The organism is Sphingobium agrisoli, from assembly GCF_041877245.1.
GTDB lineage: Bacteria > Pseudomonadota > Alphaproteobacteria > Sphingomonadales > Sphingomonadaceae > Sphingobium.
Window position 1 is genome coordinate 19,115 of record NZ_JBHDJI010000019.1, and the last position, 25,721, is coordinate 44,835.

Annotated in this window: 25 protein-coding genes; 11 read left to right on the forward strand and 14 right to left on the reverse strand. The window is 65.3% G+C overall.

Going from position 1 to position 25,721, the window contains the following annotated elements; all coding sequences use genetic code 11:
• Position 1: 1 nt before the first annotated feature.
• Together ACETPF_RS20080 and ACETPF_RS20085 are read right to left on the reverse strand one after the other, a co-directional pair.
• Positions 2 to 358 (reverse strand): ArsC family reductase, encoded by a 357-nt coding sequence (locus tag ACETPF_RS20080; RefSeq protein WP_373936385.1) that lies wholly within the window; start codon positions 356 to 358, stop codon positions 2 to 4.
• A 15-nt stretch (positions 359 to 373) separates the two neighbouring features.
• The gene (locus ACETPF_RS20085) at positions 374 to 754 is read right to left on the reverse strand and encodes a RidA family protein (RefSeq protein WP_373936386.1); all 381 of its coding nucleotides are present in this window, start codon (positions 752 to 754) and stop codon (positions 374 to 376) included.
• A 134-nt stretch (positions 755 to 888) separates the two neighbouring features.
• Between ACETPF_RS20085 and ACETPF_RS20090 the strand changes: the two genes are divergently transcribed.
• Entirely contained in the window at positions 889 to 1,203 is a 315-nt protein-coding gene (locus ACETPF_RS20090; RefSeq protein ID WP_373936387.1) for a hypothetical protein, read from the forward strand.
• A 9-nt stretch (positions 1,204 to 1,212) separates the two neighbouring features.
• Here the strand turns inward: ACETPF_RS20090 and ACETPF_RS20095 are convergent, their stop codons facing one another.
• On the reverse strand, positions 1,213 to 1,623 hold the full coding sequence (locus ACETPF_RS20095) for a group II truncated hemoglobin (RefSeq protein ID WP_373936388.1): 411 nt from the start codon (positions 1,621 to 1,623) through the stop codon (positions 1,213 to 1,215).
• Positions 1,624 to 1,772: 149 nt separating this feature from the next.
• Here ACETPF_RS20095 and ACETPF_RS20100 point away from each other — a divergent pair, with 149 nt between their 5' ends.
• A complete protein-coding gene (locus ACETPF_RS20100) occupies positions 1,773 to 2,372 on the forward strand; it encodes a thermonuclease family protein (RefSeq protein ID WP_373936389.1) in 600 nt (199 codons plus the stop codon).
• Between the two features lie 6 nt (positions 2,373 to 2,378).
• On the opposite strand, the gene ACETPF_RS20105 is transcribed toward ACETPF_RS20100, so the two are convergent.
• Both ACETPF_RS20105 and ACETPF_RS20110 read right to left on the reverse strand, forming a co-directional pair.
• The gene (locus tag ACETPF_RS20105) at positions 2,379 to 2,957 is read right to left on the reverse strand and encodes a glycine zipper 2TM domain-containing protein (RefSeq protein ID WP_373936390.1); all 579 of its coding nucleotides are present in this window, start codon (positions 2,955 to 2,957) and stop codon (positions 2,379 to 2,381) included.
• Between the two features lie 149 nt (positions 2,958 to 3,106).
• Positions 3,107 to 3,580 carry a class I SAM-dependent methyltransferase gene (locus ACETPF_RS20110; RefSeq protein ID WP_373936391.1) on the reverse strand — a complete coding sequence of 158 codons (474 nt, stop codon included), beginning with the start codon at positions 3,578 to 3,580 and terminating at the stop codon, positions 3,107 to 3,109.
• Between the two features lie 254 nt (positions 3,581 to 3,834).
• Here ACETPF_RS20110 and ACETPF_RS20115 point away from each other — a divergent pair, with 254 nt between their 5' ends.
• Positions 3,835 to 5,013, forward strand: coding sequence for a GSCFA domain-containing protein (locus ACETPF_RS20115; RefSeq protein WP_373936392.1), 1,179 nt, complete (start codon positions 3,835 to 3,837; stop codon positions 5,011 to 5,013).
• Positions 5,014 to 5,028: 15 nt separating this feature from the next.
• Here ACETPF_RS20115 and ACETPF_RS20120 read toward each other — a convergent pair whose 3' ends face one another.
• The 3 genes from ACETPF_RS20120 to ACETPF_RS20130 all read right to left on the reverse strand — a co-directional run bounded on the left by ACETPF_RS20120 (position 5,029) and on the right by ACETPF_RS20130 (position 8,426).
• Positions 5,029 to 6,081, reverse strand: coding sequence for a ribonucleotide-diphosphate reductase subunit beta (locus tag ACETPF_RS20120; RefSeq protein ID WP_373936393.1), 1,053 nt, complete (start codon positions 6,079 to 6,081; stop codon positions 5,029 to 5,031).
• Positions 6,082 to 6,183: 102 nt separating this feature from the next.
• Positions 6,184 to 6,552: an HNH endonuclease gene (locus ACETPF_RS20125; RefSeq protein WP_373936394.1), complete on the reverse strand. Its 369-nt coding sequence runs from the start codon at positions 6,550 to 6,552 to the stop codon at positions 6,184 to 6,186.
• A gap of 14 nt (positions 6,553 to 6,566) precedes the next feature.
• A complete protein-coding gene (locus ACETPF_RS20130; RefSeq protein WP_373936410.1) occupies positions 6,567 to 8,426 on the reverse strand; it encodes a ribonucleoside-diphosphate reductase subunit alpha in 1,860 nt (619 codons plus the stop codon).
• A 516-nt stretch (positions 8,427 to 8,942) separates the two neighbouring features.
• On the opposite strand from ACETPF_RS20130, the gene ACETPF_RS20135 reads away from it, so the two are divergent.
• Both ACETPF_RS20135 and ACETPF_RS20140 read left to right on the forward strand, forming a co-directional pair.
• Positions 8,943 to 9,602, forward strand: coding sequence for a glutathione S-transferase family protein (locus ACETPF_RS20135; protein ID WP_373936395.1), 660 nt, complete (start codon positions 8,943 to 8,945; stop codon positions 9,600 to 9,602).
• An 80-nt stretch (positions 9,603 to 9,682) separates the two neighbouring features.
• Positions 9,683 to 11,203: a fumarate hydratase gene (locus ACETPF_RS20140; RefSeq protein WP_373936396.1), complete on the forward strand. Its 1,521-nt coding sequence runs from the start codon at positions 9,683 to 9,685 to the stop codon at positions 11,201 to 11,203.
• 142 nt (positions 11,204 to 11,345) lie between these two features.
• On the opposite strand, the gene ACETPF_RS20145 is transcribed toward ACETPF_RS20140, so the two are convergent.
• On the reverse strand, positions 11,346 to 12,563 hold the full coding sequence (locus ACETPF_RS20145) for an MBL fold metallo-hydrolase (protein ID WP_373936397.1): 1,218 nt from the start codon (positions 12,561 to 12,563) through the stop codon (positions 11,346 to 11,348).
• 88 nt (positions 12,564 to 12,651) lie between these two features.
• Here ACETPF_RS20145 and ACETPF_RS20150 point away from each other — a divergent pair, with 88 nt between their 5' ends.
• On the forward strand, positions 12,652 to 14,052 hold the full coding sequence (locus ACETPF_RS20150; RefSeq protein ID WP_373936411.1) for an alanine/glycine:cation symporter family protein: 1,401 nt from the start codon (positions 12,652 to 12,654) through the stop codon (positions 14,050 to 14,052).
• A gap of 147 nt (positions 14,053 to 14,199) precedes the next feature.
• Here ACETPF_RS20150 and ACETPF_RS20155 read toward each other — a convergent pair whose 3' ends face one another.
• Positions 14,200 to 14,382 carry a CsbD family protein gene (locus ACETPF_RS20155; RefSeq protein WP_373936398.1) on the reverse strand — a complete coding sequence of 61 codons (183 nt, stop codon included), beginning with the start codon at positions 14,380 to 14,382 and terminating at the stop codon, positions 14,200 to 14,202.
• A 90-nt stretch (positions 14,383 to 14,472) separates the two neighbouring features.
• Positions 14,473 to 15,630: an N-acetyltransferase gene (locus ACETPF_RS20160; RefSeq protein WP_373936399.1), complete on the reverse strand. Its 1,158-nt coding sequence runs from the start codon at positions 15,628 to 15,630 to the stop codon at positions 14,473 to 14,475.
• Positions 15,631 to 15,779: 149 nt separating this feature from the next.
• On the opposite strand from ACETPF_RS20160, the gene ACETPF_RS20165 reads away from it, so the two are divergent.
• Positions 15,780 to 16,844 carry a fatty acid desaturase family protein gene (locus ACETPF_RS20165; protein ID WP_373936400.1) on the forward strand — a complete coding sequence of 355 codons (1,065 nt, stop codon included), beginning with the start codon at positions 15,780 to 15,782 and terminating at the stop codon, positions 16,842 to 16,844.
• A 311-nt stretch (positions 16,845 to 17,155) separates the two neighbouring features.
• On the opposite strand, the gene lptG is transcribed toward ACETPF_RS20165, so the two are convergent.
• Positions 17,156 to 18,256 (reverse strand): LPS export ABC transporter permease LptG, encoded by a 1,101-nt coding sequence (gene lptG / locus ACETPF_RS20170; protein WP_373936401.1) that lies wholly within the window; start codon positions 18,254 to 18,256, stop codon positions 17,156 to 17,158.
• 4 nt (positions 18,257 to 18,260) lie between these two features.
• Positions 18,261 to 19,469, reverse strand: coding sequence for an LPS export ABC transporter permease LptF (lptF, locus tag ACETPF_RS20175; protein WP_373936402.1), 1,209 nt, complete (start codon positions 19,467 to 19,469; stop codon positions 18,261 to 18,263).
• A gap of 128 nt (positions 19,470 to 19,597) precedes the next feature.
• Here lptF and ACETPF_RS20180 point away from each other — a divergent pair, with 128 nt between their 5' ends.
• Together ACETPF_RS20180 and ACETPF_RS20185 are read left to right on the forward strand one after the other, a co-directional pair.
• Positions 19,598 to 20,092, forward strand: a complete 495-nt coding sequence (locus ACETPF_RS20180) for a DUF2141 domain-containing protein (RefSeq protein ID WP_373936403.1) — start codon at positions 19,598 to 19,600, stop codon at positions 20,090 to 20,092.
• Between the two features lie 9 nt (positions 20,093 to 20,101).
• Positions 20,102 to 21,070, forward strand: a complete 969-nt coding sequence (locus ACETPF_RS20185) for a diacylglycerol kinase family protein (protein WP_373936404.1) — start codon at positions 20,102 to 20,104, stop codon at positions 21,068 to 21,070.
• 333 nt (positions 21,071 to 21,403) lie between these two features.
• Here ACETPF_RS20185 and dgcA read toward each other — a convergent pair whose 3' ends face one another.
• Complete coding sequence (dgcA, locus tag ACETPF_RS20190) at positions 21,404 to 22,381, reverse strand: N-acetyl-D-Glu racemase DgcA (RefSeq protein WP_373936405.1); 978 nt, start codon at positions 22,379 to 22,381, stop codon at positions 21,404 to 21,406.
• A gap of 82 nt (positions 22,382 to 22,463) precedes the next feature.
• Between dgcA and ACETPF_RS20195 the strand changes: the two genes are divergently transcribed.
• Together ACETPF_RS20195 and ACETPF_RS20200 are read left to right on the forward strand one after the other, a co-directional pair.
• The gene (locus tag ACETPF_RS20195; protein WP_373936406.1) at positions 22,464 to 23,756 is read left to right on the forward strand and encodes a class I SAM-dependent methyltransferase; all 1,293 of its coding nucleotides are present in this window, start codon (positions 22,464 to 22,466) and stop codon (positions 23,754 to 23,756) included.
• 43 nt (positions 23,757 to 23,799) lie between these two features.
• On the forward strand, positions 23,800 to 25,578 hold the full coding sequence (locus ACETPF_RS20200) for an ABC transporter transmembrane domain-containing protein (RefSeq protein ID WP_373936407.1): 1,779 nt from the start codon (positions 23,800 to 23,802) through the stop codon (positions 25,576 to 25,578).
• Positions 25,579 to 25,721 lie beyond the last annotated feature (143 nt).

A 25,721-nucleotide genomic window follows, 5' to 3' on the forward strand; every position in this document is an offset into this window, starting at 1 on the left:
GTCACGCCTTCACGCGCTGGAGCGCATTTTCGTAGGTCGTCGCCTTGAACCCCACGATCGTGCCCTTGCCCGTATCGAGGATGGGCCGCTTGATCATCGAGGGGTTGGCGAGCATCAGGAGGATCGCCTTGTCCGCGTCGATATGCGCCTTGTCGCCCGCGTCCAGCGCCTTGAAGGTCGTGCCGGAGCGGTTGAGGATGGCTTCCCAGCCATGCTCCATCACCCATTCCTCCAGCCGGCCCTTGTCGATGCCCGACACCTTATAGTCGTGGAAGCTGTATGCCACACGCTCATTGTCCAGCCAGTTGCGGGCTTTCTTGATCGTGTCGCAATTCTTGATGCCGTACATGGTGATCATGGCCAAGGGCTCCGTTCAGCCCCGAAAGGCGGTGACTTCGATTTCGATCTTCATCTCCGGCTTGATGAGGCCGGTGACGACGCAACTGGCGGCGGGGCGATGTTCGCCGAACACCGGCGCGGTCGCCTGGCCCAGCACGTCCCAATAGGCCGGGTCGGTGATATAATAGGTAACCCGCACCACGTCCGCGAAGGAGAAGCCGGCTTCCTCCAGAGCCTTGCCGATGACCTTGAGCGCATTGCGCCCCTGGTCGACGACATCCTCGGGCATGGCCTTCGTCTCGGGATCGGTGCCGGTGGTGCCGGCGACGAAGCACCAGTCGCCCTGAACGACGGCGCGGGAATAGCCGACCTGCGCCTCGAACGGCGAGCCGGAGGAAATGAGCTGGCGAGGCATGAAGGATTCCTGCTGCGGTGCGAAAGGATCGGGTGCGCCTTTGCCCCCTCCCCCGCCGCCTGTCCAGCGCTTTTGCGGAACAGCGCCCCGCGCCGTCCGTTGAAGCGCGGTTACGATGTGCAGGAGATGACGCGATGGACCGCCCTACCCCCGACCGCGAGCTGGAAGACAATAGCGAGCAGGCTGAAGCCGGCACCCAGGCGCAGGATGTCGCCGACGAGGCGATGACCCGTGCGATCGACCTCAGCGAAGACAGCGAGCGCGGCGGGCGGCCCAACCCCGCGCAGATCATCCCCGACGATACCGAGGATCTGGTCGAGAAGATGGAGGCGATGAACCGGTCGGGCCGGATCGACATGGACGCCTATGCCGGCGAGCCGCAGATGGACGATGAGGAGGATATGTTCGGCGACACCGAGGATGCCGGGGACGAGGATGGCCTGTCCTGACGCCAAGCGTCAGGCGGCGGCGGTGTGATCCAGGCCGAAATTGATCATGCCGCGCGCCATGTGCCCCAGCGCTTCGGTCATGGCGTCGGCCAGCGGGGGATCGATGGCCTCTTCGCCAGCGACGGCGCAGGTCATCGCCATGGCCCATTGATCCGCCAGTGCAGGTGTGATCGGGAAAGCCCGATGCAATGACATGATGCACGGCCCGCGATCGAACCAGTCGCGCGGGCCGCCCAGCCAGCCGCACAGGAAACGGGTGAGCCCATGCCGCACCGGCCCCAGATCCGCCGCGTGAACCGCGCGGAGCGGCGCATAGGCGGGATCGCTGTCGATCAGATCGTAGAAACGATCGACGATGCCGCGCACGATCGGCTCGCCGCCGATGCGGGCATAGGGGCTGGGCGGCGCGGCAGCGTTCATGGTCGGCTCCGTTTTGGACGGGATGTGCCCAGCATGACGAAGCTTTCCGGCGCGGCATTGATCCGCGTCAAATCGGGGCGTCGCCATATCGGGTGAAAGCTGGATCAGCTTTAACGGGCTGTTTGCCGGTCGGCCGCTAGACCGGCGGCATGGCAAGAGGACATTCGGGGCGGCGCGGATCGTCGCAGCGCGACAGGGTGCGGCAGGCATGGCTGGCGGAAGCGCGGAGTAGCGGCAGCGCGGCGCGGTTTCGCCCCGCGCCGGCGCGACGCGGGCTGAACGGGCCGGCGATCATCTACATGGTCTGCCTGGCGCTCATGCTCGGCTGGTTCGGGCCGGACTGGGTTGCGCGCTACACGCCGAGCGCACCGCTGACGCGCCACGCGCCGGCGACGGATACGCTGTCGGCGCGGTTCGGCTTCTGCCATAGCGGGGGCGGGACCAACTGCGTCGTCGATGGCGACACATTCTGGTTCCGGGGCGAGAAATACCGGATCGCCGACATCGACACGCCCGAAACCCATGGGCCGCGCTGCGCAGCGGAGGCGGCGCTCGGCGCGCGGGCGACCGAGCGGTTGCAGGCGCTGCTGAACGCGGGGCCGTTTTCGTTGGAAGTGGGCGACAGGGACATGGACCGCTACGGCCGCGCGCTGCGGATCGTCACCCGGAATGATGAATCCCTCGGCACCATATTGGTCGCCGAGGGACTCGCCCGGTCGTGGGATGGCCGCCGCCATCCCTGGTGCTAGTTCCGCTTAACGGCAGCTCACGCCGCCACGGTCGATCTCGCGGCCCAGCAGCGCGCCCGCGCCGCCGCCGATCAGAACGCCGGCGATGTTCGACTGGCCGCGATCGATCTGGCTGCCGAGCAGGCCGCCCAGCGCCGCGCCGACGATCAGGCCGGTCGTGCCGTCCGAGCGGCGGCAATAATAGCGGTCGTCATAGCCGCGATAGATGCGGGTGCGGCGATCGACCCGGATCGGGGCATAGCCGGTGCGATAATAGCGGTTGGGCTGATAATAGCGGCCATAGCGCGGATCGGGCCGGTTATAGTCATAGGCATAGACGGTGCGGCCGGGGCGATAATAGTCGCGCCGATCATTGCGCCGGTCGTCGCGCCAGTCGCGGCGGGCTTCCTGCCGCGCATCGCGGATGTCGCGGCGATATTCCTGCCGCGCCTGCTGCACGCTGCGGTTATAGTCGCGGCGGGCTTCCTGCGCGTCGCGGCGATATTCGCGACCCGGCTGCGCCTGCGCGGCGGTGGCGCTCAGGCCCGTCAGCGTCATCGCGCCCAGCGACAGGGCGGTGACGACGGGCTTAAACAGCATCTTCATGGTCGAGGCTCCTTTCCCTCTTCATCCTTGCTGGCGGTAGAACCCGCCGCGGGGAAAGGCGTTGCATGAACGGAACAAAACCTGCGGTTCATGGGGGCGACAGGCGGGGGGAGCACCGGAATCGACGGCGGAAGCCCAGAGCGAAGCAGTTACGTCTTCGATATCCGGTAGAAATGAAGGGCCGGCTTATATTCCGTCACCCTGACATTGCTGAAACCAACGCTCTGGAACAGGGCGATCAGTTCGTAGCTGGTCATGGCATTGACCCATCCCAGGGACAGCCGGTCCCGGGCAGGACTGCGCTCCAGAGGATGATAGCTGAACAGACCCTCGTCAAACTGCGCGGCAAGTCCGCGAAGAAAGCGCGGTATGTCGAAAAAATATTCGAGCACGCCCATTCCCAGCGCGAAATCGGCGTCCGTGGCGGGCAAATCCTGCTCGTTCAGATCGACCACGATCGTGCGTTCGTCGCGGCGCGCCACGTCGAGCGGGACATAGCCGTGCCCCGGCGGCAACAGCCTTTCTATCATCATGTCGTTGCAGCCGATATCCAGGACGCGGCGGCCAGGCGGTATCAAGGCGATCGCCGCCTCCGCGCGGACGATCCACAAGGGGTCGGTCACGATTTCGTGCAAGGATCGCCATCGACCCATCGCCGTCTTTTGTCGTTTTATGGCGGTTATCGTCGTCTTGCGCGTTTCGAGACGCCTCGCCTCTATTTCAGGACTAACATCTGCCATTTCGCGCTTGTTTCAAAGTTGCCTGGCATTGACCACCGAAAAATTGATCGCGACCCTTATATTGCGCCCGAATAATGGGTACGCATATCCGGTCCTATCAACCGGAAAGGGAAGCCATGACAGGGGCCAACGGGATGATGACCGCGTCCGTCGACGGATCGGAATTCAAGGTCAGCCGCTCCTTCTTTCGTGGCGAGCACACCAAGTTTCGGCCTGTAGCGAAGGGGATGGCCAAGCCGGGCGCTTTGGCCAAGCATGTCCTGGCAGGATGGATGCCGGACCAGCCCTTCATCGGCAAGGACACGACCATCGTGGCATTCGGCAGCTGTTTTGCCAGTCATGTCAGCGCCTATCTCAACAATCTGGGGTTCGACGTCGCCACCCAAAGAAAAGGCAGGGCCTATATCACCGAGATGGGCGATGGCATCGTCAACAGCTATGCGATCCGGCAGCAGTTTGAATGGGGATGGGAAGGCCGGACACCCGCCATACCGCTTTGGCACGGCTATCGCGCCGAGGAGTTCGGCTATGATGAGGATGTCCAGATCGCCACCAAGGCTTTGTTCGACGAGGCGGATGTATTCATCATCACTCTGGGCCTGTCGGAAATATGGTATGACGAACCGACCGGCGAGGTGTTCTGGCGGGCCGTGCCGGAGGCCAGCTTCGACCCGGCACGGCATAAATTCCGGGTCGCAACGGTGTCGGAAAACAAGGATAATCTCCGCGCGGTCTATGACCTGATCAGACGCCACCGCCCCGGCGCATCGATCATCTTCACCGTGTCCCCGGTCCCCTTGTCAGCCACCTTCCGCCCGATCAGTTCCTTTACCGCCAATTCGGTATCCAAGGCCAGCCTGAGATGCGCGGTGGATGAATTGATCCAGGAGATAGGGCCGGACGACAAGCTGTTTTATTATCCCTCCTACGAGGTCGTGCTCGACTGTTTCCACCATCCCTTCGTCGATGATCTGCGCCACCCGCACGAACATCTCCTCGACCTCAACATGATCGCCTTCGAGCGGTATTTCTGTTGCACCGGCCTTCAGGATCAGGATGTCGAACTGGCCTATCTCCACGCGATCGATGCTGACCGGAAAATCGGCGAGATGAGCGAAGAGGAGCGCCAGCACATGCTGGAACAGCAATTATTGTGGCGCGCCGCCCATCCCGCTGCGTCATTGCGAAAAGAAAAGGCGATGGCGGACCGCGAAGCCACCATCAAGGCCAGGCAAGCGGAAAAAGCTGCGCGCATCGCCGAACGCGACGCGCGCATTGCGGCACGGGAAGCCCGGCTCAAGGCGAAGAACGGCTGAGCCGGGCGATTTTTCCTACTCCGCCGCGATCCCCGCTGCCTTGAACATGTCGGGGCCTTCGTCGTCGGCATTGGCCGCGTCGGCGCTCTTCACCTTCTGGCGGCGGTCGAAGGCGTCCCAGACGTCGTTCCACTGGCCGCGCGTCGCGCCCTTCGAATATTCGGTGGCGCGGGTTTCGAAGAAATTGGCGTGCTCCACGCCGTTCAGCAGCGGGGTGAGCCAGGGGAGCGGATGCTCGTCGATCATGTAGATCGGCTTCAGACCCAGCTGTCCCAGCCGCCAGTCGGCGATGTAGCGGACATATTTCTTGATGTCCTTGGGCGTCATGCCGGGCACCGGCCCCATTTCGAAGACGAGATCGACAAAGGCGTCCTCGATCCGGACGGTCTTGTGGCACATGTCCAATATGTCGTCCTTGACCGCCGGGGTCAGGCAGCCGCGTTCCGCGCAGAAGGCGTGGAACAGCTTGATGATGCCTTCGCAATGGAGCGTTTCGTCGCGGATCGACCAGGTGACGATCTGCCCCATGCCCTTCATCTTGTTGAAGCGCGGGAAGTTCATCAGCATCGCGAAGGAGGCGAAGAGCTGCAAGCCCTCGGTAAAGCCGCCGAACATCGCGAGCGTGCGGGCGATATCCTCGTCCGTATCGACGCCGAATTGTTGCAGATAGTCGTGTTTGTCCTTCATCTCCTTATATTGCATGAAGGCGCTATATTCGCTTTCGGGCATGCCGATCGTGTCGAGCAGATGGCTGTAGGCGGCGATATGCACCGTCTCCATGTTGCTGAACGCGGTCAGCATCATCTTGACCTCGGTCGGCTTGAACACGCGGCCATATTTTTCGTGGTAGCAATCCTGCACCTCGACGTCCGCCTGGGTGAAGAAGCGGAAGATTTGCGTGAGCAGGTTGCGCTCATGGTCGGAGAGCTTCTGCGCCCAGTCGCGACAATCCTCGCCCAGGGGCACCTCCTCGGGCAGCCAGTGCAGCTGCTGCTGGCGCTTCCAATACTCATAGGCCCAGGGATATTCGAAGGGCTTGTACACCTTGGAGGCTTGGAGAAGAGGCATAAAAGATTGACCCTAAGATATGTCAATTATTGGTATACCAGAAACAGCGGAATACCGAAAATATCGACTAATTTTACAAAGCACAGAAGAAGTTAATCTGAATTATTTCTTCAAGAATGCGCCGAGCATGCCGCCAAGCGATCTATTGGCCCTACAGCTAAGAGCGCGCAGGTTTTCATACCCATTTCCACCACCGAGAGACCTCGGAGTAACATGATCTATTTCCCAACCATAGATAGAATCATGCCTACCGTAATGAGACAAACAAATGATATTGCCCAGTTCATCTACACGGGCATCTGTAGGATGAAATATTACACCTCGGCTAAGAGGACTTGTCCTCTCCCAAGCAGCTTTCTTCCGCAGATCGTCGGAACTAAACCCACTGAATAAATCAGCGATAGCATTTTCCAGGCTTGGCGGTTCGCGCTTGGACAATATTTCAGCAATGTAGTTAAACTGATTTCCCACGACACATCTCCTACTCACTGGCAGGCTAGGCACTCGTCATAGTCCGTCGTCTCGCCGATCTGGAATTTGGGGGCGTCGATCGTGTTGTCGGCTTCCACCCCGCCGGCGAAGCCCGCGCGCTGCACGCTCTTGGAGCGCAGATAGTAGAGCGACTTGATCCCCAGTTCCCAGGCGCGGAAGTGGAGCATCAGCAGATCCCACTTTTCCACGTCCGCCGGGATGAACAGGTTCAGCGACTGCGCCTGGTCGATATAGGGCGTGCGGTCGGCCGCGAGTTCGAGCAGCCAGCGCTGGTCGATCTCGAAGCTGGTCTTGAACACGTCCTTCTCTTCCTGGCTCAGGAAATCGAGATGCTGGACCGAGCCGCCCCGCTCCAGGATCGAATTCCAGACGGCCGTGCTGTCCTTGGCCTTGGCCACCAGCAGCTTTTCGAGATAGGGATTCTTGACCGGGAAGCTGCCCGACAGCGTCTTGTGGGTATAGATGTTCGCCGGGATCGGTTCGATACAGGCCGATGTGCCGCCGCAGATGATGCTGATCGACGCGGTCGGCGCGATCGCCATCTTGCAGGAGAAGCGCTCCATCACGCCCTGATCGGCGGCGTCGGGGCATGGGCCGCGTTCCTGCGCCAGCATCATCGACGCCTCGTTCACCTTGGCGTTGATATGCTTGAAGATACGCAGGTTCCACGATTTCGCCATCGCTCCCTCGAACGGCAGGCTGCGCGCCTGGAGAAAGCTGTGGAAGCCCATGATGCCAAGGCCCACCGATCGTTCGCGGGCAGCGCTGTACTTGGCGCGCGCCATTTCGTCGGGCGCGCGGTCGATATAGTCCTGAAGCACATTGTCGAGGAAGCGCATCACATCCTCGATGAAGCGGGCGTCCTTGTTCCACTCGTCCCAGGTTTCGAGGTTGAGGCTGGAGAGGCAGCAGACCGCCGTGCGGTCATTGCCGAGGTGATCACGCCCGGTCGGCAGGGTGATTTCCGAGCAGAGGTTCGAGGTCGACACCTTGAGCCCCAGGTCGCGATGATGCTTGGGCATCATGCGGTTCACCGTGTCGCTGAACACGATATAGGGCTCGCCGGTGGCAAGCCGCACCTCGACCAGCTTCTGGAACAGGGCGCGGGCGTTCACCGTGCCGCGCACCGACTGGTCCTTGGGGCTGCGGAGGTTGAATTCCGCGCCGTCGCGCACCGCCTCCATGAACTCGTCGGTCAAAAGGACGCCGTGATGCAGGTTCAGCGCCTTGCGGTTGAAGTCGCCGCTGGTCTTGCGGATCTCCAGGAACTCCTCGATCTCCGGGTGGGAGATGTCGAGATAGCAGGCGGCCGACCCGCGGCGCAGCGAACCCTGGCTGATCGCCAGCGTCAGCGAGTCCATCACCCGGACGAACGGGATGATGCCGCTGGTCTTGCCATTGAGGCCCACCGGCTCACCAATGCCGCGCACATTGCCCCAATAGGTGCCGATGCCGCCGCCGCGCGAGGCGAGCCAGACATTCTCGTTCCAGGTGTTGACGATGCCTTCCAGGCTGTCGTCCACCGAATTGAGATAGCAGCTGATCGGCAGGCCGCGCCCGGTGCCGCCGTTGGACAGCACTGGCGTCGCGGGCATGAACCACAGCTTCGAGATATAGTCGTAAACGCGCTGCGCATGGTCCGCATCGTCGGCATAGGCGGCCGCGACGCGCGCGAAGAGATCCTGATAGGATTCGCCGGGCAGCAGATAGCGGTCGTTCAGCGTATCCTTGCCGAATTCAGTCAGCAGCGCGTCGCGCGATGCGTCGGTCGTGACAGGAAAGCGGCGCGCATGGACGCTGGACGACGAAGATGGCGCAGCGGGTTTCGCCTCCGCCCTGGGCGGCTGCACCATCGTCCTAGTCGCTTCCACCAGATCGTCCATCACCGTCGCCACGTCGTCACCTTGTCCACTCTCTCGAAAGTCCATGCGAGCCCCCGAATGTTCCTGTTTCGTTCGATTCGGTCAAGCCCGTTCGCGCCACGATGCGCGCCCATGTCCCGACCGTTTCGCCGGGCGGACACGGACCCGACATATAGGATCGCCGGGGGCAAAAATCACCCCGCGCCGGGAAACGTTCCCGACGTCGCAATCACTATCTGTTGGGTGGCCCCCGTTTACCCGATACAAGGGATAGTGCCATAGCGTCCGGGTGTCGCAAAGAGGGTAAATGACAATCGCGAGACTCGGTTCGTCGCCGCTGCGATTCGTTTCGTCGCTGCGACGCTCCTTTGCAGCGCAGCGACGCGCGGACTTTCCTCGCCCCCAAAAAACGCAAGAGGCGCCTTTCCAAGAAAAAATAAATTTGCCTTGCCACGCAAATGCGTGGCTCATCCTCTCAGGCCGCACCGACGGTTCGGGAGAGACGCCATGATCCTCTATTATCACCCCCTGTCCTCCTATTGCTGGAAGGTGCTGATCGCGCTCTACGAAAGCGGCGTGCCTTTCTCGCCAAGGATGCTGGCGGACGAAGCGGCGGCAGCCGAGTGGCAGGCGCTCTGGCCGATCGGCAAAATCCCGGTCCTGCGCGATCCCGCGCGCGACGCGATCGTGGCGGAGGCGAGCATCATCATCGAATATCTGGCGCTGCACGACCCCGGCACCTTCCGCCCGATTCCCGCCGATCCCGACGCGGCGCTGGAGGTACGGCTGATGGACCGACTGTTCGACAATTATGTGATGAGCCCGATGCAGGCGCTGGTCGGCGACCGTCTGCGGCCCGAACCGCAGCGCGACTCGACCGCGCGGGAACAGGCGCGTGCGCTGCTGGGCAAAGCCTATGCGCTGATCGAGGAGCGGATGGGCGGGCGGACATGGGCGGCGGGCGAGAGCTTCACCCTGGCCGACTGCGCCGCCGCGCCCTCGCTCTTCTACGCCGACCGCATCGTGCCGATGCGCGGCGCGCATCCCGCGCTCGCCGCCTATCTCGACCGGCTGGAAGCGCGGCCGAGCGTCGCGCGGGTGCTGGCGGAGAAGCAGCCCTATTGGTCGATGTTCCCCTTCGCCGACGGGCCGCTGGAGGCAGATTGACGCTCTGGTCCAAAACCCTATAGCCGCGCTTGCCAAAGTCCCGCCGTGCAGGGCGGGCGACTAGAGGGATATGGGCCAAGATGACCGTCATCAAGACCGCCGACCTGATCGAGAGCGTCGCCGACGCGCTTCAGTTCATCAGCTATTATCATCCGATGGATTATATCCGCGCGCTGGGCAAAGCCTATGAGGCGGAGGCCAATCCGGCGGCGAAGGACGCCATCGCCCAGATCCTGACCAACAGCCGCATGTGCGCGGAGGGGCATCGCCCGATCTGCCAGGACACCGGCATCGTCAACGTCTTCATCAAATGGGGCATGGACTGCCGCCTCGACGACAATAGCCGGTCGATGCAGGAGGTCGTGGATGAAGGGGTCCGCCGCGCTTACCTGAACCCGGAAAACCGGCTGCGCGCCTCGATCCTGCGCGACCCCGCTTTCTCGCGCCAGAACACGAAGGACAACACGCCCTGCGTGCTGAACGTCGAGATGGTGCCGGGGAACAAGGTGATCGTGGACGTGGCGGCCAAGGGCGGCGGCAGCGAGAACAAGACCAAGTTCAAGATGATGAACCCCAGCGATTCGATCGTCGACTGGGTGCTGGAGATGATCCCGCAGATGGGCGCGGGCTGGTGCCCGCCCGGCATGCTCGGCATCGGCATCGGCGGCACGGCGGAAAAGGCCGTCGCGCTGGCCAAGGAAAGCCTGATGGAGCCCATCGACATGGGCGAACTCAAGGCGCGCGGGCCGCAGAACAAGATCGAGGAGATGCGGATCGAGATTTTCGACAAGGTCAACGCGCTCGGCATCGGCGCGCAGGGCCTGGGCGGGCTTTCGACCATCCTCGATGTCAAGATTTACGACTATCCCTGCCACGCGGCGGGCAAGCCGGTGGCGATGATCCCCAACTGCGCCGCTACCCGTCACGCCCATTTCATGCTCGACGGTTCGGGTCCGGCCTATCTGGAAGCGCCCAAGCTCAGCGAATGGCCGCAGGTGGACTGGAAGCCCAGCAAGGAAGCGATCCGCGTCGATCTCGACACGCTGACGCCCGAAATCGTCCAGAGCTGGAAGCATGGCGACCGCCTGCTGCTGAACGGCCGGATGCTGACCGGCCGCGACGCCGCGCACAAGCGCATCCAGGACATGCTTAGCCGTGGCGAGAGCCTGCCGGTCGATTTCAAGGGCCGCGTCATCTATTATGTCGGCCCGGTCGATCCGGTGCGCGACGAGGTGGTCGGCCCCGCCGGTCCCACCACGGCGACCCGCATGGACAAGTTCATGGACATGATGCTGGAACAGGGCCTGGCCGCCTGCGTCGGCAAGGCCGAGCGCGGGCCGGCCGCGACCGATTCGATCGCACGGCACAAGAGCGCCTATCTGATGGCGGTCGGCGGCGCGGCCTATCTGGTCGCGCGCGCGATCAAGGAAGCCAAGATCGTGGGGTTCGAGGATCTCGGCATGGAGGCGATCTACGAATTCACGGTCGAGGACATGCCCGTCACCGTCGCGGTCGACAGCGAAGGCCAGAATGTCCACCGCCTCGCGCCTTTGGTGTGGCAGGAAAAGATCAAGCGCGAAGGGTTGTTGGAGGGCGTGTGAAGCAAGATAACCCTCCCCTGTAAGGGGGGGGTGCCGCGCGCGGAGCGCGTGACGGAGGGGTGTCAGCCTCTCGTTGGCTGGACACCCCTCCATCTGGCCTTCGCCCAGCCACCTCCCCTGCCAGGGGAGGATGAGGGGAGTATTACTCCAGCGCCTCGATCGCGCGTTCGTCGCAGCTTTTGGGCGCTTCCGGCACCGCGCTGACCGTCGGCACCATCACTCTTTGCCCGATCCGCACGGGTGCGAATCGATCGCGCGGGATGCCGGCGCAGCGTAGCGCGAGTTCCAGCATTTTGGGCGGCGTGCCCCATTTCTCGTAGGACAGGCGGAACGTGCCCCAGTGAACGGGAATCGCGGTCGATGCGCCCAGCCGCCTGAACACTTCCACCGCCTGGATCGGGCCGATATGCGCGTCCGATTGCATCTGCCCCTTCCAGAAGCGGAACGCGCCGATCGGGATCAGCGCCAGCCGGATCGGGCCATAGCGCCGCGCCTGGATCGGCCAGCCCATGTCGCCAGCGCCGGTATCACCGGCAAAGAAGATGTTGCCGGCGCGCGTTTCCACTACGAAGCTCGACCATAGCGCGCGGTTGCGGTCCGTGCCCCAGCGGCTGCCCCAATGATGGCTGCGGGTCACATGGACGCGATAGTCGGGGCAATGTTCGTAAGCGCCGCACTGGATCACCGCCTGCGGGGCGAGGCCGTTCAACGCCGCGCCGCTGACGCTGCCGCCCCAGTCGAGCGCGACGGCGGGGATGCCGGCATTTTTGAGGATCGTGTCGTTGCCGAGGCTGGTGACGATCTTCGGCCGGTCGCGTTCCCAGAGCCGCCTGAGCGTCGGCAGGTCCATATGGTCGTAATGATTGTGGCTGAGGAGAATGAGGTCGATCCTGGGCAGGTCGTCGAAGCGGATGCCCGGCTGCGCCACGCGCTTGGGCCCCAATGGGGGGAAGGGGCTGGCATAATCCGACCAGATCGGGTCAGTCAGGATGTTGAGCCCCGCCGCCTGCACCAGCACCGTCGCATGGCCGACCCAGGTCGCCACCATGCCGCGCGGCGCGGCAAAGGGCGCGGGGCGCGCGGGCGTGACCGCCACCGCATCGGGCCAGCGCGGCCGGTCGTCCGCGCCCAGCAGCCAGCGGGCGATGAAGCCCTGCCGGCTTGCCCCCGGCGGCGCGGGGATGTCGATCGCCCCGTCGGGGTTGAAGAAATGCGCGCCGTCATAATGGCCGCTCGCGGGGCCGCGATAATAGATGCGATCGAGGAAGGCAGGCACGATCGTCACCGCCAGGCACAGGGCGACGATCAGGAACAGCAGCGCGACGCCGATGCCGCGGGCAATGGTCTTGAGACGATCCATGCTGCGGGCATAGCGCGCCGCGCCCGCCGGGCAACAGGACAAGTTTTTCTCAATCGACTTTCGGTCCGGGTGGCGGCATCCGGCCATGATGGAAAATTTCAACGCCTTTATCGACGGCCTCTCCAGCGCGGTGTTCTTCAAGGTGCCGGTGCTGGGTGCTCAGGTCGAACTGATCGTCCTCTACCTCGCCGTGCCGATGCTGTTCTTCACCGTCTGGCTCGGCTTCCCCAACGTCACCCAGGTCGGGCGGGCGCTGCGCATCCTGCGCAGCCAGCCACGGGAAGGCGAGGCGAAGGGCGATGTCAGCCAGTGGGCGGCGCTCTCCACGGCCCTGTCCGGCACGATCGGCCTCGGCAATATCGCGGGGGTCGCGGTCGCGCTGACGATGGGCGGGCCGGGCGCGATCCTCTGGATGTTCATCATCGGCTGGTTCGCCATGACGGTGAAGATGGCCGAGGTGACGCTTGGCCTCAAATATCGGGTGTTCGACAGCCGCGGCCATGCCCATGGCGGGCCGATGTATGTGCTCAAAGCCGTGGGCGCGGCGCGCGGCTGGCCGAAACTCGGGCTGGCGCTGGGCGGCGCCTACGCCTTCTTCGCCTTGTTCGGCGCGATCCCGATGGTGCAGGTCAACCAGAGCTTCGCGCAGGTGAAGGTCGTCACCGGCCTGACCAACGGCTGGGCCTATGGCGTGTTCCTGGCGGGCGCGGTGGCGCTGGTGACGCTGGGCGGCGCGGCGTGGCTCGGCGAAGTCGCCAAACGCCTCACCCCGCTCAAGGTCGCGGTCTATCTGGCGGGGGTCGCGGCGATCCTGATCCTGCACGCGGGCGAGATCCCCTCGGCGCTGGCGCTGATCTGGGACGGGGCGTGGAGCGGCAACGCGGCGACCGGCGGCGCGGTCGGCGCGTTCGTCGCGGGGATGCGGCGCGCGGTGTTCGCCAGCGAGGCGGGCGTCGGATCGGCGGTGATGGCGCACAGCCTGGCGCGCACGCAGCATCCGGTGTCGGAGGGGCTGGTCGCGCTGCTCGAACCGCTCCTCGGCACGATGATCGTCTGCGCGCTGGGGGGCCTGGCACTGGTGGTTGCGGGGACGTGGAATAGCGGGCTGGAGGGGATCGCCATCACCTCCGCCGCGTTCGCCAAGGTGTCGCCATGGTTCCCCTGGCTGCTCGCAGTGGTCGTCTTCCTCTTCGCCTATTCGACGCTGGTGGCGTGGGGTTTCTATGGGCTTCAGGCCTGGGGCTACCTGTTCGGCCATGGGCCCAGGGCGCAGTGGAGCTACAAGATTCTCTACGTCGTCGCCCTGCCTCCCGCTGCCGCGATCGACCTTGGCCGCGTGGTCGGAATCGTCGATTCGAGCTTCTTCCTGATGGCGATCCCCAATGTGATCGCACTGTATCTGTGCGCCGGCGAATTGCGGCGGGATGTGCGGAATCATCTCGCTGAGCGAAATAGTCCTCCCCTGGAAGGGGAGGTGTCAGGCGCGTAGCGACTGACGGAGGGGTGTCGCTCTCTCGATAGCGGGACACCCCTCGACCACTTCGCGGTCCCCCTCCTCTTTCAGGGGAGGAATATAATAAAAGGCCCCGCCCCTCTTTCGAGGAACGGGGCCGGTGCGACCCTCAGGCGAGGGAAATCAGATCTTGTCGCCGAGCGCGCCCTTGACCGATCCGGCCACGTCCTGCGCGGTGCCCTTGGCCTTCTGCGCCTTGCCTTCGGCTTCCAGGCTGGCATTATCGGTGGCCTTGCCGACCGATTCCTTCACGGCGCCCGCAGCCTTGTTGCCGGCAGCCTTCAGCTTGTCGATGGTCTCACCCATGATGCACACTCCTTCGTTGCTATCTTGAGTTAGAAACGAAGCGGATCGGCTGAAGTTGCAGAAGAAACGGCAACGTAATGATAAACGTCGTCAGAGCGGCTTCTCGTAAATCTGATAGATTTTGTTCACCCGACTCTCGATCGCGTCGGCGATGGCGTTCATGCCCTGATTGTCGTCCAGCACCCAGCCGATTTCGCCGCGCGTCGACCCATAGCGCGCGACGGCGTTGCGCCGGATATATTCGATCATCATGAAGGCGAGCTGGCTCGCCATGCGCGATGCCTGAAGCCGCTGCACCACCCCCATCAGCGGCACGCGCATCGTCCGGCACCGGGGCTTGCGCAGCCAGGAGAGCAGCTTGATGAAGCCGAACGGAAAGAGCGATCCGTTCAAGGGCTTCACCGCCTCGTTAAGGTCGGGCAGCGTCATCATGAAGGCGACCGGCTCGCCGTCCAGTTCGGCGATCATGATCAGATCCTCGAACACGATCGGCTTCAGCTTCTTTCCGGTATGCGCGACTTCCGCGTCGGTGATCGGCACGAAACCCCAATTATTGCCCCAGGCGTCGTTCAGGATGCCGAGGATGATCGCGGCTTCCTTGTCGAACTGCTTTTTGTCCACCTGCCGCACGCGGATGCGCGGGTTCTTCTCGCCCGACTGGACGATCCGCTGGATCAGCGGCGGAAAGTCTTTCGTGATATCCAGCTCATAGGTCTTGAGCTGCTTGACCGGGGCATAGCCCGCGCCTTCGATCATCGCCTGATAGGCGGGGCTGTTATGCCCCATCATGACCGTGGGCGGATGGTCATGCCCCTCGATCAGCAGGCCGGGCTCCTCCCAGATGGACAGCGAGATCGGCCCGAGCACGCGACTCATCCCCTTGCCGCGCAGCCAGCCCTCGGCCGCTGCGATCAGCGCTGCGCCGACCGCCGCATCCTCCGCCTCGAACATCCCGAAATTGCCGGTGCCCGGCCCCATCCCCTGCTCGACCGGCTGCTCCAGCGCCAGCCGGTCAATATGGGCGGAAATGCGGCCGACGACCGTGCCGCCCCGCCGGGCGAGGAAATATTGCGCCTCGGCATGGCCGAAAAAGGGGTTCTTGCCGGGCGTCAGCAGCTCCTTCACCTCGGCCTTCAAGGGCGGCACCCAGTTGGGATCGTTGGCATAAAGCCGCCAGGGCAGGTCGATGAAGGCCTTCATGTCGGCCTTGCCGGATACGGGGGTAATCACCAGATCAGTCTGCGCCACGTCTGCCGCCTCGCTGGAAAAAATGCTGCGCGTCCGTTCGGCGCTTGATTGTGCAAAGTCAATGCGCTGCGGCGGCCGGCGCGCATCATGGGGCTGATGGCCATGCTGTTGCCATGATATCAGCGCATTTGAAGGTTAGGACCGCCCGCATGACGAAGCACGACCCCATATTGGCCGCCGCCCAGCGCGCGCGCGCGGCGATCCCCGACGACCCGGCGATGCTGCGCGCGGCGGCCGATCTGGCGCGCGAATATGCGATCGCCAGCCCCCGCATTTACTGGACCGACCTGATACTCTCGGCGCTGATCGGCTGGGGCGGGATGGCGGGCGCGATCCTCGCTCCATCGACGGGAGTCGCCATCGCGTGCGGCATCCTGTCGATGCTGGCGCTCTATCGCGCGGCGAGCTTCATCCATGAGCTGACGCATATCCGCAAGGGGGCGCTGCCGGGCTTTCGCGCGGGGTGGAACCTGATCGTCGGGATGCCGCTGATGATCCCCTCCTTCATGTATGAGGGCGTCCATACCCAGCATCACGCCCGTACCCGCTACGGCACGAGCGAAGACCCCGAATATCTGCCGCTGGCGCTGATGAAGCCCTGGTCGCTGCCGCTCTTCATCCTCGTCGCCGCGCTCGCGCCGGTCGGCCTCATCCTGCGCTTTGGCGTGCTGACCCCGCTGTCGCTGCTGATACCCCCGCTGCGGGCGAAGGTGGTGGCGGAATTTTCCGCCTTGTCGATCAACCCCGCCTATCGCCGCCGCGCGCCCGAGGGGGCGTTCGCCCGCATGTGGGCAGCCCAGGAAGCGGGCGCGAGTCTGGTCGCGCTGGCGCTGGTGGGCAGCGTCTTCGCCTTCGGCTGGAAGCCGTTGCTCACCTATATGGCGATCCATTCGGCGATGACCGTCATCAACCAGCTGCGCACCCTGGTCGCGCATCTCTGGGAAAATGAGGGCGAGGCGATGACGGTGACGGCGCAATATCTCGATTCGGTCAATGTGCCGCCGCCGGGCTACCTGCCCTTCCTGTGGGCACCGGTGGGGCTGCGCTACCATGCGCTGCATCATCTGTTGCCCAGCGTCCCCTATCACGCACTGGGCAAGGCCCATGCCCGGCTGATGGCGGCGCTGGAACCGGACTCGCCCTATCGCAGGGGCAATTATGCCGGCATGTCGCCGCTCATCGCGAAGATCGCGCGGAGCACCATGGGGCGGTGAGGTATCGAACATACGTGAAGTTTCGTCATCCCCGCGAAGGCGGGGATCCATCTCCGGCCCTCTCCCCCGGCGAAAGGTCGGGAGATGGGTTCCCGCTTTCGCGGGAATGACGAGAAGGAAACGGTCGCGGACGGTGGCACGACTGTTCGAGCTCAAGAATATCTTCCCGTTGCGTCTTGAAACGCAACTCACCCGACCCATATAGCGGTTGTTCCGGTCTCTTTCCCCTCCCCCTATGAGGATCGGAACGCCCCCTGTGGAAGGCCCCGTGCGACGTCCCTTGGTCGCCGGGGCCTTCTTTATTCCGCCGCTTATTCCTCAGTGCGGAATAATACGGTCTCGCCGACCAGCAGGAACAGGAAGAACGGCGCCCAGGCCGCCAGCACGGGCGGATAGGCGCCCAGGCTGCCCATCGCGAGCGAGAAATTGTCCGCCACGAAATAGGCGAAGCCCAGCGCCATGCCGATCACCGCGCGGATGAACAGCTGGCCCGACCGCGCAAGGCCGAACGCCGCCACCGATCCCAGGATCGGCATCAGCAGCGCGGACAGCGGCCCCGACAGCTTGTGCCACAGATTGCCCTCCAGCTCCGCCGTCGGCCGCCCCGCATCGTGCAGGTCGGCGATGGCGGCGCGCAGTTCGTCGAAGGTCAGCGCATCGGGATCGACCTTCGCCAGCGTGAACTGGTCCGGGCGGATGTCGCGGCCGAAACGCACCGTGCCGATCTGCCGCTGCGTGCCGCGCGCCACGTCGAACTGGCGCGCATCTTCCAGCACCCAGCTCTTGTCCGCCGCGTCATAATGGCCGCGCGGCGCCTGGACGATCGTCGTCAGGCTGTTGTTGATGCGGTTGTAGATCTGCACGTTGCGCAGTTGGACCGCGTCGCGCCGCCCGGCGACGATGGCGACGTTGACAAGATTGTTGCCATCGCGCACCCAGGGGTTCGACTTGATCCCGGTCGACGGCGGCACCGGGCCGTAATCCACCGCTTCCCAGGCGCTGAGCGCCGCGGTCGACCGCGCGACGATCCGCTCGTTGAAGGCGAAGCTGATGAGCGATACGCCGAGCGCCGTCGCGATCAGCGGCGCCAGAATCTGGTGCGCCGACAGCCCCGCCGCCTTCATCGCGATGACCTCGCTGTTCTGGTTGAGCGTCGCCAGCATCACCAGCGTGCCGAGCAGCACCGAAAAGGGCAGGAAGCGCGCCACGATCTGCGGCGCGCGTAGCGCCACATAATGCCACAATTGCGCGTCGCCATTGCCCGGATAGGCGAGGATGTCGCCCGATTCGCCCAGCAGGTCCAGCGTCTGGAGCACGACCACCAGCAGCATCAGCACGGCGAAGGTGCGCGTCAGGAACAACCGCGCCATATACCAGCTCATCTGGCGCGACGGGAAGAATTGCAGGTTCATAGGATCAGGCCGCTCCTTCCGCTCGGCCGCGCCGCCGCCAGAAGCCCAGCAGCCGCGCCACCTGCTTGCCGAGCTTGCCGAACGCAAATTCGAGCGCCGCGATGGGCTGGCCGCCCGGCCGGTGCGCGATCACATGATACATCCAGAGCACCAGCGCGGAGGCGAGCAGGAACGGCCCCCACAGCGCGATGATCGGGTCGATCCTGCCCAGCGCGCCGACGCTTTCGCCATATTGGTTGATCTTGTGATAGGTTACGATGAACACGATCGAGAGGAACACGCCCAGCGCCGACGTCGATCGCTTGGGCGGGATGGCGAAGGCCAGCGCGGCAAGCGGCAGCAGCAGCATGAACACCACCTCCGCCATGCGATAATGGAAATTGGCGCGCACCTCGTTGCGGAGTTTTTCCGGCGTCGCGCCGCTCTTGCCGATCTTCACCAGCTCCGGAATCGTCTTCTCCCGGTCAACGTCGCGCCCCCGGAACCGCTCGATCTGCGGCAGGTCGATCGGCAGGTCATGGCTGGAGAAGGACAGGATGCGCGGCGACTTGTACTTGGGCGAATCATTGACCAGCACGCCGTCGCGCAAGCGGAAGATGATGACGTCGGGGTCGTCGGTCGCCAGGAAGGTGCCTTGCGCCGCCGTCACCGCCAGCGATTGTCCGTCGCGGCTGGTCGCGCGCACGAAAATGCCCTGGAGGTTGCGCCCCTCGTCGCGGCTGCGCTCGATCCGCATCGTCATGCGCTTGCCAAGATTGGTGAACTCGCCGACCTTGATCGACGCGCCGAGCGCCCCCGACCGCAGCTCGAAGCGCAACGCCTCATAGGCGTGGCGCGACAGGGGCTGGACGAAGCCGACGATGCCGAAATTGAGCAGCGCCAGGGCGATCGCGAACATGTACGGCACCCGCAGCAGCCGTCCGTAGGACAGGCCCACCGCGCGCATTACGTCCAGTTCGGAGGACAGCGCCAGCTTGCGGAACGCCAGCAATATCCCCAGCATCAGCCCGATCGGAATGCCGAGCGAAAGATATTCGGGCAGCATATTGGCCAGCATCCGCCACACCACGCTCACCGGCCCGCCCTCCGCCGCGACGAAGTCGAACAGGCTCAGCATCTTGTCCAGCACCAGCAGCATCGCGGCGATCACCAGCGTGCCGAACATCGGCAGAGCGATCAGCCGGGCGAGATAACGGTCGGTGGCGGTCAGCATTCTCTAAGTCGTCGTCCCATCACCATGTTTTGGCCGCAAACCGATTCCATATCCCAGGGCTAAGTTGCGGGGCGAACAGGGGCTCGCCATCCGGTCGTTCCCGGATGGCTATAGCTTCCAGGAGTCTGATGGTCATGGTAAAATTTGCACGGGGTCTGGTGATGGCGGGCGCGCTGGTCGCGTCCTCGGCCGCGCTCGCCCATGGGCAGGAAATCGGCAATGATCTGGCGCGCTGCGCCGCCGATGCGAAGGGGCCGGCGGTGCTGGTCGACGTGCGCGGCTTTTCCGCCGCCACGGGCAAGGTGCGGGTGCAATCCTATCCCGCCACGAAATCGGCATGGCTGACCAAGGGCGAGTGGCTCAACCGCATCGACACGGCGGTCCGCCCGGCGGGCGGCGCGATGCGCTTCTGCATGCCGGTGCCGCAGCCGGGCCGCTACGGCATCGCCGTGCGCCACGATCGCGACGGCAATGGCAAGACCGACATTTCGCGCGACGGCGGCGGCTTTTCCAACAACCCGTCGCTCAGCATCTTCAACCTCGGCAAGCCGGGGGTGGAGAAGGCGGCCTTCTATGCCGGCCCCGGCGTGACGAAGATCACCATCAACCTGCAATATATGTGATCGGCAAGGATGGTCTGCGTCGCGCTCCTGTCCAATCCCAAATCGACGGGCAACCGCCAGACCCTCCCGCGCGTCCGCAGCTATTGCGCCAACAACCCCGCCATCTTCCATTATGAGGTGGAGCAGGTCGACCAGATCGGCCGCGCCTTCCAGACGATCGCGCGCGTCGATCCCGCCGTCATCGTCATCAATGGCGGCGACGGCACGGTGCAGGCGTCGCTGACGGAACTCTACCAGGGCGCGCATTTCAAGGGCCGGGTGCCGCCGATCGCGGTGCTGCCCAACGGCAAGACCAACCTGATCGCGCTCGACCTTGGCATCCATGGCGATCCGATCAAGGCGCTGGAGCGGATCGTCGAGATCGCCAAGGCGGGCGTGGACGACCATGTCGTCGCGCGCGAGCTGATCGCCCTGTCCGACGGCCATGCCGAAAGCCGGCCGGTGCTCGGCATGTTCCTGGGCGGCGCGGGGCTTGCCGACTCGATGCTCTATTGCCGCAACCAGATCTATCCGCTGGGCCTCTCCAACGGCATCAGCCATTTCATCACGGCGGTCGCGGTCATCTTCTCGATGCTGTTCGGCATCCGCGCGCGTTTCCTGCCGCCATCGGGCAAGCCGGTCCGCATCTCGCTGATCCGCGACGGGCAACTGGTCGGCCGCTTCGCGGTGCTGATCGTGACGACCCTGGAAAAGCTGCTGCTGGGCGTGCAGCCGGGTGGCAGCCAGCGCGGCAACATGAAGCTGATGGCAGTGGACCAGAGCCTGCCCGCATTGCTGCGGCTCGTCTGGGCCAGCGTCTTCAGGCGCGTGGGCAAGGCCAAGATGCAGGGCATCCACCTCGAACAGGGCGATGTCATCCGCATCGAGGGCGACCATAGCAGCGTCATCCTCGACGGCGAATTGTTCGAGGCATCGGAAGGCCGGCCCATCGTGCTGCGCTCCACCGACCCGGTGCCGTTCCTGCGCCTCGCCGCCTGACCTTACCCGTCATTCCCGCGCCAGCGGGAACCCATCTCCCATCCTATCCTCACGACGCGACGTCGGGAGAGAAACCGCCCCTTTCCTAATAGGATTTTCTCTGCTCCATCCTGCACGGTGAAGCCTCCCGACAGCCCCGCCAATATGCGACAGACGCGCCGCCGTTACCCGGTCGGCGCGTCACCGGCCCATCATGATGACCCGACCGTGACGTCGTGGAGACCCGACCGTGACCCGACAGGTGCGTGGCGGAAGCGTCGCAGGCGCGTTGCAGACGCGTCGCGGAGGCTTTTGCCCCGAAAACGCCCACGACACTGTATACTTCGCCTGCCGTTACCCGCCAGTGCCCCACAGCGTCCCCGGCGCCAGCATCCCGTTGGCCACCGCCAGCCCGCCCGGCCGGTCCTCCGCCAGCAGCAGCGCGCCATCGAGGTCGATCCAGTCGGCCCCCTGCGCCACCAGCGCGGCAGGCGCGATGCCGAGCGAGGTGCCGAGCATGCAGCCGACCATCACCCGAAAGCCCCGCCGCCGCGCTTCGTCCCGCAATGCCAGTGCCTCGGTCAGGCCGCCCGCTTTGTCGAGCTTGATGTTCACTGCATCGAACCCGCCCAACCGGTCGAGGTCGGCGCGCGTATGGCAGCTTTCGTCGGCGCACAGCGGCAACGGCGCGCGCACTCCATCGAGCCGAGCCTCTGCGCCATGGCGCACCGGCTGCTCCACCATCTCGACCCCCAGCGCCGCGAGCGCCGCCGCCTCCGCCGCAATGTCCATCTCGTGCCAGCTTTCATTGGCGTCGACGATCAGCCGCGCATCGGGCGCGCCGGCCCGCACCGCCGCCACCCGATCCCGGTCGCCCGCCCCGGTCAGCTTGCATTTGAGCAGCCCGAAACCCCGCGCCGCTGCGGCGCGCGCATCCGCCTCCATCGCCGCCGGCTCCCCCAGGCTGATGGTGAAGGCCGTGGGGAGCGCGACGGGCGGCTCCAGCCCCGCCAGTCGCCACACCGGCACGCCTGCCCGCTTCGCCTCCAGATCCCACAGCGCACAGTCGAGCGCATTGCGGGCCGCGCCGCGCGGCATATGGGTCAGCAGCGCCGTCCGCTCCAGCGGCCCGGCATATCCGGCAAGCGCGGCGACGCACCCCTCCGCGCTCTCGCCCTCATAATAGATGGCCGTGCCCTCGCCCCGCCCTTCATGGCCTCCGTCGCCGACCGTGCAGACGATCACGTCGACATGCGTCTTGGCCCCCCGGCTGATGACGAACGCGCCGGCCACCGGCCAGCGTTCAACCGTCGCGGAAATTATGCGGGTCATCGGTCTTACCTGTGTCATGGATTGCGCCCTATGCGCGAAAGCCGATGACGGGCATAGCCTTTCCCACAAGGAGCCTTCCTACGTGACATCCCGCGAGCTTACCGGTTTTCTCCCGCTGAGCGAAGCCGCGCCGGCCCCGGCCGACCTGCGCCGGAAGGCGAGCGATCTTGCCTGGCGGCTCGCCTTCGGGGCCATCGGCTGGCCCTGGCTGCTCGCCAGCCTGTCGGGCGGCCGCCCTGCGGACAAGCGCGCTTTGCTCGATGAACTCGGCCTGCCGCACGATGCGCTGCCCCATCTGGGCAGCTGGAAGGCCGATGTCGGCTTCCTTCGCCACATCGTCCGCGAAATCGCCCGGTTGCGGCCTGCTCATGTGGTGGAACTCGGCGCCGGCGCATCCTCGCTGGTCGCGGCGCGCGCGCTTCAGCTCCATGGCGGCGGGCGGCTGCACAGTTTCGACCAGCATGGCGGCTTTGTCGACGCGACGCGGCAGTGGCTCGGCGACCATGGGCTGGACGTCGATATCCGCCATGCGCCGCTCACGCAGGAAAGCGGCGACTGGCCCGGCCGCTGGTATGCGGTCGATCATCTCCCCGACCGGATCGACCTCCTCATCATCGATGGCCCGCCCTGGAGCGTGCATCCACTGGTGCGGGGCGCGGCGGACTGCCTGTTTTCGCGCCTGTCGCCGGGTGGCGTGGTGCTGCTGGACGACGCCGCCCGGCCCGGCGAGCGCCTGGTCGCGCGGCGCTGGCGTCGGCGCTGGCCGCATATCGATTTCCGCCTGTCGCGCGACGGGACCAAGGGGACGCTGGTGGGCCGCCGCCGCGACCCCGCGCTGCCCGTCGCCAACGATAATGACGCGCGGCGGACATGGCGGCATCTGAGCCGCGCCGCCGGCATCGCCGCGCTCATTGCCACCGGCTGGATCGCGCGCGGCGCGCTGGGCGAGTTTCCGCAGGCGGCGCAGGCGAGCAGCTTCCTCGACGAAGCCGCCGCCTCGCGCCGCGCCGGACTGCTCAGGCAAAGCATGGCCTCGCAGGTCGAAAGCGCGACCCTCGACCCGCGCGAGATCGAGAAATCCACCGGCATCACCCTGCCCACCCTGCCCGCTGGCTGGCGCGTCACCGACGTTCAGCTCTTCCCCACGCCCGACAGCAGCGCCATCGCCATCAGCCTGGTGACGCCTCAGGGCGAGCCGCTCTCCTTCTTCGCCGACCGCGCCGAAACCCCGGCCGAAACGACCCCGCTGATGGCTCGCCGCGCCGGCGAGACGATCGCCTATTGGGAACAGGGTGCGATGGCCTATGCGCTGACGGGCAAGGTCGATGCCCGTCGGGTGATGCAACTCGCGGGCCTGGTCGCCCCGGCGGGATGAACGGCCATTGAGGGGGGACGGAGGGGCTGCTAAGCGGCCGGCCATGGAGGATGTTTCCGCGACCCGCGCCGCGCCGCGACCCGCCCTTGGCAGCCTGGCGATGCTGTGGCGCTTCGCCCGCCACTATCCGGGCCGCATCGCCGCCGCGCTCGCCGCGCTGATCGTCTCATCCGCGGCGACGCTCGGCATCCCCAGCGGCTTCCGGCTGGTGATCGACCGGGGCTTCATGGGCGGCGGCGACATCAGCCGCTGGTTCGAATATCTGCTGATGATCGTCGTCGTGCTGGCGATCGCCTCAGCGCTGCGCTTCTACTTCGTCTCGACCCTTGGCGAGCGCGTCGTCGCCGACATCCGCAGTGCGACCCAGGCGAACCTGCTGCGACAAGCGCCCCGCTTCTTCGAGGAAAACCGCCCCTCCGAAATCGCGTCGCGCATGACCGCCGACACCGCCATCGTCGAACAGGTCGTCGGCTCCACCGTTTCGGTGGCACTGCGCAACATGGTGACGGGGATCGGCGGGCTTGCCTATCTCTTCGTCCTGGCGCCCAAGCTCGCCGCCCTGCTGTTGCTCGGCATCCCCGTCATCCTCGTCGTGCTGATCGGCCTGGGCCGCCGGGTCCGGCTTCTGTCCCGTGCCAGCCAGGACCGGCTCGCCGATGTCGGCAGCGTCACCAGCGAAGTGCTGGGCGCGATGAAGATCGTCCAGGCGTTCGGCCAGGAAGCGCGCGAGGCGGCCCGCTTCGACGCCACGGTGGAGGCCGGCTTTGCCACCGCCCGCCGCCGCATCCGGCTGCGCGCGGTGATGACGGGCGTGGTCATCGCGCTTGTGTTCGGATCGATCACCGCCGTCATGTGGCAGGGCGCGCTCGACGTCGCTGCCGGCCGCCTGTCCGGCGGCAGCATCGCCGCCTTCGTGCTGACCGGTGGCCTTGTCGCCGGCGCGTTCGGGTCGCTGTCGGAAAGCTGGGGCGACCTGCTGCGCGGCGCGGGCGCGGCGAGCCGGCTAGACGAGTTGATGCGGGCCGAGCCGGATATCCATCCGCCTGCCCATCCCGTGGCGATCCCCAGCGCGGCCGCCGGGGCGCGGCTGGATTTCGATGCGGTGCATTTCCATTACCCCACCCGCCCGGATCAGGCGGCGCTGCACGGCGTCAGCTTTACGGTCGAGCCAGGCGAGACTGTGGCCATCGTCGGACCTTCTGGCGCGGGAAAGTCGACCATCATCCAGCTCGCCCTGCGCTTCTACGATCCCGATGCCGGCACGGTGCGGCTGAACGGCGTCGCTCTGCCGCAGGCCGACCCCGCGGCGCTGCGCGCCATGACCGCGATGGTGCCGCAGGACAGCGTGATCTTTGCGGCGTCCGCGCGCGACAATCTGCGCTATGGCTGCTGGGATGCTAGCGACGATCGCATCTGGGACGCGGCGCGCGCCGCCAATGCGGAAGGCTTCCTGCGCGGTTTGCCCCACGGCCTCGACACCTATCTTGGCGAAGGCGGTGCGCGGCTTTCCGGGGGGCAGCGCCAGCGCATCGCCATCGCGCGCGCGCTGTTGCGCGATGCGCCGCTGCTGCTGCTGGACGAGGCGACCTCGGCGCTCGATGCCGAATCCGAGCGGCTGGTGCAGGATGCGCTGGGCCGGCTGATGCGCGGGCGCACGACCATCGTCATCGCCCACCGGCTGGCAACGGTGCGCGCGGCGGACCGCATATTGGTGATGGATGACGGTCGAATCGTCGAGCAGGGCGATCATGCCGCTCTGGTGGCGCATGGCGGCCTCTACGCCCGGCTCGCCAGCCTCCAATTCCAGGATGCCGCCGCCTGAACCGCGTGCGGCGCCTTGCGTTGCTTGGCGAGGCTTAGAGCGAGATGACGTGAGGCTGAATCGAGAGGGTTTTGCTCGGGCCTATTATGTGATTCAAGATGCCGGCTGGGGAATGGAGGCCAGCGGGCATGGCGAAACCCTAT

Excerpts from the sequence above, each read along its gene's own strand:
- ACETPF_RS20165 (WP_373936400.1), top strand. The coding sequence starts at position 15,780 with ATGACGAAGCACGACCCCATATTGGCCGCCGCCCAGCGCGCGCGCGCG.
- ACETPF_RS20090 (WP_373936387.1), top strand. The coding sequence starts at position 889 with ATGGACCGCCCTACCCCCGACCGCGAGCTGGAAGACAATAGCGAGCAG.
- ACETPF_RS20140 (WP_373936396.1), top strand. The coding sequence starts at position 9,683 with ATGACCGTCATCAAGACCGCCGACCTGATCGAGAGCGTCGCCGACGCG.
- ACETPF_RS20180 (WP_373936403.1), top strand. The coding sequence starts at position 19,598 with ATGGTCATGGTAAAATTTGCACGGGGTCTGGTGATGGCGGGCGCGCTG.
- ACETPF_RS20105 (WP_373936390.1), bottom strand. The coding sequence starts at position 2,957 with ATGAAGATGCTGTTTAAGCCCGTCGTCACCGCCCTGTCGCTGGGCGCG.
- ACETPF_RS20130 (WP_373936410.1), bottom strand. The coding sequence starts at position 8,426 with ATGGTGCAGCCGCCCAGGGCGGAGGCGAAACCCGCTGCGCCATCTTCG.
- ACETPF_RS20115 (WP_373936392.1), top strand. The coding sequence starts at position 3,835 with ATGACCGCGTCCGTCGACGGATCGGAATTCAAGGTCAGCCGCTCCTTC.
- ACETPF_RS20100 (WP_373936389.1), top strand. The coding sequence starts at position 1,773 with ATGGCAAGAGGACATTCGGGGCGGCGCGGATCGTCGCAGCGCGACAGG.
- ACETPF_RS20145 (WP_373936397.1), bottom strand. The coding sequence starts at position 12,563 with ATGGATCGTCTCAAGACCATTGCCCGCGGCATCGGCGTCGCGCTGCTG.
- lptG (WP_373936401.1), bottom strand. The coding sequence starts at position 18,256 with ATGAACCTGCAATTCTTCCCGTCGCGCCAGATGAGCTGGTATATGGCG.
- ACETPF_RS20120 (WP_373936393.1), bottom strand. The coding sequence starts at position 6,081 with ATGCCTCTTCTCCAAGCCTCCAAGGTGTACAAGCCCTTCGAATATCCC.
- ACETPF_RS20095 (WP_373936388.1), bottom strand. The coding sequence starts at position 1,623 with ATGAACGCTGCCGCGCCGCCCAGCCCCTATGCCCGCATCGGCGGCGAG.
- dgcA (WP_373936405.1), bottom strand. The coding sequence starts at position 22,381 with ATGACCCGCATAATTTCCGCGACGGTTGAACGCTGGCCGGTGGCCGGC.
- ACETPF_RS20150 (WP_373936411.1), top strand. The coding sequence starts at position 12,652 with ATGGAAAATTTCAACGCCTTTATCGACGGCCTCTCCAGCGCGGTGTTC.
- lptF (WP_373936402.1), bottom strand. The coding sequence starts at position 19,469 with ATGCTGACCGCCACCGACCGTTATCTCGCCCGGCTGATCGCTCTGCCG.
- ACETPF_RS20200 (WP_373936407.1), top strand. The coding sequence starts at position 23,800 with ATGGAGGATGTTTCCGCGACCCGCGCCGCGCCGCGACCCGCCCTTGGC.
- ACETPF_RS20080 (WP_373936385.1), bottom strand. The coding sequence starts at position 358 with ATGATCACCATGTACGGCATCAAGAATTGCGACACGATCAAGAAAGCC.
- ACETPF_RS20155 (WP_373936398.1), bottom strand. The coding sequence starts at position 14,382 with ATGGGTGAGACCATCGACAAGCTGAAGGCTGCCGGCAACAAGGCTGCG.
- ACETPF_RS20185 (WP_373936404.1), top strand. The coding sequence starts at position 20,102 with ATGGTCTGCGTCGCGCTCCTGTCCAATCCCAAATCGACGGGCAACCGC.
- ACETPF_RS20135 (WP_373936395.1), top strand. The coding sequence starts at position 8,943 with ATGATCCTCTATTATCACCCCCTGTCCTCCTATTGCTGGAAGGTGCTG.
- ACETPF_RS20085 (WP_373936386.1), bottom strand. The coding sequence starts at position 754 with ATGCCTCGCCAGCTCATTTCCTCCGGCTCGCCGTTCGAGGCGCAGGTC.